This is a genomic window from Halanaerobium saccharolyticum, from assembly GCF_003259895.1.
GTDB classification, from domain to species: Bacteria; Bacillota; Halanaerobiia; order Halanaerobiales; family Halanaerobiaceae; genus Halanaerobium; species Halanaerobium saccharolyticum_A.
Window position 1 is genome coordinate 1 of the sequence record NZ_QLME01000046.1, and the last position, 5564, is coordinate 5564.

At 34.6% G+C, this 5564-nt stretch carries 5 protein-coding genes and 1 riboswitch; all 5 genes read left to right on the forward strand.

Annotated features, from left to right (window positions below; translation table 11 throughout):
* The first annotated feature begins 213 nt into the window (after window positions 1–213).
* Window positions 214–330, forward strand: a riboswitch (molybdenum cofactor riboswitch).
* A gap of 9 nt (window positions 331–339) precedes the next feature.
* The 5 genes from C7958_RS15300 (at window position 340) to C7958_RS15320 (ending at window position 5362) form a co-directional block, all read left to right on the forward strand.
* On the forward strand, window positions 340–2145 hold the full coding sequence (locus tag C7958_RS15300; protein WP_111573537.1) for an aldehyde ferredoxin oxidoreductase family protein: 1806 nt from the start codon (window positions 340–342) through the stop codon (window positions 2143–2145).
* A gap of 109 nt (window positions 2146–2254) precedes the next feature.
* Window positions 2255–2539, forward strand: coding sequence for a MoaD family protein (locus C7958_RS15305; protein WP_111573538.1), 285 nt, complete (start codon window positions 2255–2257; stop codon window positions 2537–2539).
* Between the two features lie 2 nt (window positions 2540–2541).
* Window positions 2542–3213, forward strand: a complete 672-nt coding sequence (locus C7958_RS15310) for a HesA/MoeB/ThiF family protein (protein WP_111573539.1) — start codon at window positions 2542–2544, stop codon at window positions 3211–3213.
* Between the two features lie 111 nt (window positions 3214–3324).
* The gene (locus C7958_RS15315) at window positions 3325–4077 is read left to right on the forward strand and encodes an MBL fold metallo-hydrolase (RefSeq protein ID WP_111573540.1); all 753 of its coding nucleotides are present in this window, start codon (window positions 3325–3327) and stop codon (window positions 4075–4077) included.
* Between the two features lie 283 nt (window positions 4078–4360).
* Window positions 4361–5362, forward strand: coding sequence for a LacI family DNA-binding transcriptional regulator (locus tag C7958_RS15320; protein ID WP_111573541.1), 1002 nt, complete (start codon window positions 4361–4363; stop codon window positions 5360–5362).
* The last annotated feature ends 202 nt before the right edge of the window (window positions 5363–5564 follow it).

The following is a 5564-nucleotide window of genomic DNA, read 5'->3' on the forward strand; positions in this document are numbered from 1 at the left end:
AAGGATAGGGTAGTGACTGAATATTCTGTAGATAGTATACTTTACCAATAACTCAAATTTGACAATGCTTAAATATTTTTATGCAATGCTAGTGAGTAAATATACTTATATTAGCTTAATGATTACTGAGCAAAGGTTAAAACTGAACAAGAAAAACAAAAAATTAAAAAAATTAAAAAAATAAAGCAGGAAATTGAACTTTAATACTTAATAAGTAAAGTATACCTTCGAGTCCTTTTGCCTACGGAATTATCTATGGTGGCTGGACCGGGGTTGAGGAAGAAATGACTCAGCCTCCCGTGCTTGGAAAGAAGAGTAATTTTAAAGGAGGTATAATTAATGGGTAAAATTTATGAGTATCAGGTTTTGAGAGTAGACTTAACAAGGGAAGAAATTAAGCGAGAAACAATTACAGGTGAAAATGTTAAAAACTATCTTGGGGGTAGAGGTTTAGCATCAAAAATTCTCTATGATGAGATTGATCCAAAAGTTGATCCACTAAGTCCGGAGAACAAGCTGATTTATGCGACTGGACTTTTAACTGGAACAGCAGCTTCTACCGGTGGCCGCTATATGGTTGTCACCAAAGGGCCTCTCACAGGGACTATTGCCAGCAGTAACTCTGGTGGATTTTTTGGAGCAGAATTAAGATTTAGTGGAAATGACATTATAATTTTTGAAGGTAAGGCAGAACGCCCTCTTTATTTATCAATTATGGGAGATCAGGTTGAACTTAAAGATGCATCTGAACTCTGGGGTAAAACTGTTTATGAGACCACTGATCTTTTGATTGAAAAAGCCGGAAATAAAAATGCAAGGGTCAGCTGTATTGGTCCTGCTGGTGAAAACTTAGTTAAATTTGCTGCAATTATGAATGAAAAAGATAGAGCAGCTGGCAGAACTGGAGTCGGGGCAGTAATGGGCTCCAAAAATTTAAAGGCTGTGGTTGTAAAAGCTGATGAAAAACAGGTTGAATACTTTAAAGATGAAATGATGAAGGTTGTTAGAAAACAGACCAAGATGTTGAAAGAAGATGGGGTAACCGGAGAAGGCTTACCTGCTTTAGGTACCAAGGTACTGGATAATATTATTAACTCTACAGGTCTTTATCCAGTCAATAATTTTCAGGAGGGTACTTTTGCTGATGTAGATGAGGTATCCGGTGAAGCTCTGGTTGAAAAAGGATATTTGCAGTCAAATAAAGGTTGTTATGGCTGTCCGATCCGCTGTGCCAGGGACACTAAACTTCCTAATGGCCAGCAGGGTGAAGGTCCAGAATATGAATCAGGCTGGGCATTTGGAGCTGACTGTGGAGTTAATGACTTAAATGCAATTACTGAGGCTAATTTTCTCTGTAATGATCTTGGCATGGATACCATTACCGCAGGTACAACTATTGCCTGTGCCATGGAGTTATATGAAAAAGGCTATATTGATAAGGATGAACTGGAAAATGGACCTGAGTTAAAATTCGGTTCTTCAGAATCAATAATTTATTACACAGAAAAGATGGCTTACCGTAAAGGACTAGGTGATAAGCTAGCAGAAGGTTCATATCGTCTGGCAGACTCTAAAGGTCAGCCTGAACTTTCAATGAGTGTAAAAAAACAGGAACTTCCTGCTTATGACCCACGTGGTGTTCAGGGCCAGGGACTTAATTATGTAACTTCCAATCGCGGTGGCTGTCATGTTAGAGGTTATATGATTTCACCTGAAGTTTTAGGAGCTCCCGAAAAGCTGGACCCACAGGAACTGGAAGGTAAAGCTGGCTGGGTTAAAACATTCCAGGATTTAACAGCTGTTATCGATTCGGTTGGAATGTGTCTTTTTACTTCCTTTGCCCTGGGACTTGATGACTATCGAGAAATAGTAAATGCCGGGACTCAGTTTGACTATACATCAGAATCCTTACTTGAAGCCGGTGAGAGAATCTATAATCTAGAGCGCCAGTTTAATCTGGAAGCAGGAATTTTACCTGAACAAGATAAATTACCTGCTCGTTTTGATGAACCACTACCTGATGGCCCTCAAAAAGGTAAAAAGTCAGAGTATAGACAGATTTTACCGGAATATTATGAAGTTAGAGGCTGGCAGGAAGACGGCTGGATTAGTGATCAGAAATTAAAGGAGATGAAGATTAAATAGTCGAAAAATAAATTGTAGTCTAAATTAAATTAATTTAATTTAGCCTCGTAAATCCATCCAGTTCTCTGCCGGGAGCTGGGTGGAATTTTATTATAAAAGGATGATAAAGATGGCATTAGAAGTTAAATTTTATTCTTTATTTAGAATAAACTTAAAAACAAAAGGAATCGAATATCAACAGGAATCAGAAATCACTATTACTGAGTTGATTGAAAAATTAGATCAGGATTTTGAAGGTTATTTTACTCAAAAATTGCTGAAAGAAGATGGAACTATTGCTCGAGGAACAATAATTTTAGTAAATGGTAAAAATATCTTTCATCTCAATAAACTTGAGACAAAAGTTTCTGATGGAGATATAGTTACTTTATTCCCTCCATCTGCAGGAGGATAAAAATGAAAAATTATCTAAAAAGACAGCAAAAATTATTTACTGAGGCCCAACAGCAGCGGCTGGAAGAATTAAATATTATGATTGCCGGTACCGGGGGCCTGGGTACCAATCAGGCTCTGCAGCTGCAGCGAATTGGGGTCAATAAGATTTATCTTTATGATTATGACCAGGTCGAAGTCAGCAACCTAAACCGTCAGCTCTGTTACGGCAAAAATGATATTGGTCGAACTAAAGTGGAGGCAGCAGCTGATTTTTTAGAACAATTTGATTTAGAAACTGAAATTGTTGTCAGCACGGAAAAGATAACGCTGGCGACTGAAGTGCCGGCTGATATTGATATTATTTTTGACGGCATGGATAATTTTGAGTCGCGCTTTATACTGGATCAGCTGGCTGCTGAAAACGAAATAGCTTTTATTCATGCCGGAATAGAAGAATTTTTTGCCCAGATTATGCTGGTTCTGCCCGAAAGTGAGCTGCGTTTAAAAGATGTTTTTGCCGGTTCAGAGAAGAAAGAGCTCCCGGCAGTTTTTTCCCCGGCTGTAACTGTGACTGCCTCGATTCAGGTGCTGGAAGCTTTAAAATATCTGCTTGCTTTTGATGATTATTTAGAAAATCAGCTGCTGCATATTGATTTATTGAGCAATCAAATGGAGTTAATTGACTTAAAGTGATTTAATTTTGCTAAACTGGAGAAATGAATTTTTGCAGAAGTTCTTAATTGTAGTTTCTATACTTGATAAAATATAATTTCTTTGTTAGGCTTTAATTTAGGAGATGATAATATGCAGGCAGAAGTATATCATTTGTTTCACAGTGGAACCGCAGTTAGAGTAAAAAATAAATTATTTATATTTGACTATTATCAAGATCAGCCTCAGCAGGAAAAAGCTCTGCAGAGTTCTCTGGAAAAAGGAATAGTGAGAGAAGACAGCTTTAAAAATATAAAAGAAGCCTATGTTTTTGTTTCTCACAGCCACCACGATCACTATAATAGAGTGATTTTTGATTGGGAAAAATATTGTGATCAGATCAGTTATATTTTAGCAGCCGAGGTAGAACCAGAGCCAGAGTTAAAAAATAAGGATAACCTTTATTTAATGGAAAAAGATGAAGAACTGCAGCTGGAGCAGATTAATATTTCAAGTTATGGCAGTACAGATGAAGGTGTTTCCTTTCTGGTTGAACTTGAAAATTTAGCAATCTTTCATGCCGGAGATTTAAACTGGTGGAAGTGGAAGAAGTTTACCGAAGAAGTTCAAAAAAGAGAAGCAAGAGAATATAAAAGAGAAGTTGAGAAATTTAAAGATAAGCAGATAGATATTGCTTTTGTTCCGGTTGATCCAAGGTTGGAGGAACATTATTATCTGGCAGGAGAATATTTTATTGATCAGGTTAAACCGGCACTTTTTGTGCCAATTCACTTTGCTGATAATTATGATGTGACTAAATTTTTTAAAGATAGGTTTAATTCAAATCAAACGAGAGTTGCTGAAATTACTGAGCCGGGAGAGAAGATACTTTATACCAGGAAATAAGTTTAATATATATTTGCAAAAATTTAAAAAAACTATTTGACAAATGAAAAGATTAGTGTTATTCTATATTTAGAAATTAATGAATACGTATGCAAATTATAATTAAATATTCTCAATAAGAGTATAACCTTATAATAACAATAATAACTCTTATGATCTAACTTTGGAAGAAGCAGGTCATAGGAGTTTTTTATTTAATTATTTTGAATACGTATTCAAAAATTACAAATTATACAGGGAGTGTGATATAATAAGATTATAAAATTAAAAAGAGGTGTTTAAAATGGCAACGATGGAAGAAATTGCAGAAAAAGCTGGAGTTTCACAGGCGACGGTTTCTAGAGTAATTAATGGTCACAGTGGTGTAAGTGAAAGAAAAAGAAAACTTGTTATGGAATGGGTTAGAAAATTGGATTATCAACCTAATCGTACAGCCCAGAGTTTAAAAAATAAAAAGTCTTATCTGATAGGAATTATTATTCCAGAAATATCTAACCCATATTTTTCTGAAATTATTGAAAAAGTTGAAATTGAGGCTAAAAACCAAGGTTATAATGTTATCATTGCAAATAGTAATGGAAATAAACAAACCGAAAAAAATGTTATCAGTAGTATGCAGAGTCGACAAATTGATGGACTACTTATAGCACCAATCGATAAAGACTCTTCTCATATTAAAAATCTTATCAAAAAGAATGTTTTTGTTGTAATGTTAACTCAGCATTTAAATGGTTTTTCATCAGTATCAGTTTCGCATTTTAATGGTGGATTTAAAGTTGCTGAGCATTTCAATGATTTAGGACATCAAAGTATTGCATTTATTGGAAATGAGAATGATCCTAAATTTAAAGGCTTTAAAAAGGGGCTTTCAAAGAATGGTTTAAAATTTGATAATAATAATTTAATAGAAGTTAAATCTTGGGGAGGACAGATGAGTTCTCATGAAGTATATAATTCTTTGAATAATTTTATAAAATCAAAATCTAGGATAGATATAACTGGTATTTTTGCTTATAATGATTTAGCGGCTTTTGGAGCAATGAATGCACTAGTAGATAATGGATTAAAAATTCCAAATGATATTGCCGTAGTTGGTTTTGATAATACATTCATTGCTCAAGAGCTAAGGCCAACATTAACAAGTGTAGCACAACCAACTGGTGAAATAGGTAGATTGTCTGTTGAAATTTTGCTAAAAAAAATTGAAGGTAAATTAGTTGAAGATAAAGAAGTTATTTTGGAATCAAGGTTAATAGTTAGAGAATCTACTAGGAAATTAGAGTAATTTATGGAAATGTAAGATTCTTATTATATTTGAGGTTCTAATGATTTTTAAGGATTAAGCGAATTTCATAAAAATAAGCCTTGATATAACAAAGAATTTAATGATATAAAAAGGGCTTCACCCCAATCTTGTCGAATTTAATAGTAGCACCCAAAAAACTCGAAAGAAGGTGAAGCCCTATTAATAATATTCGACAAGAGTG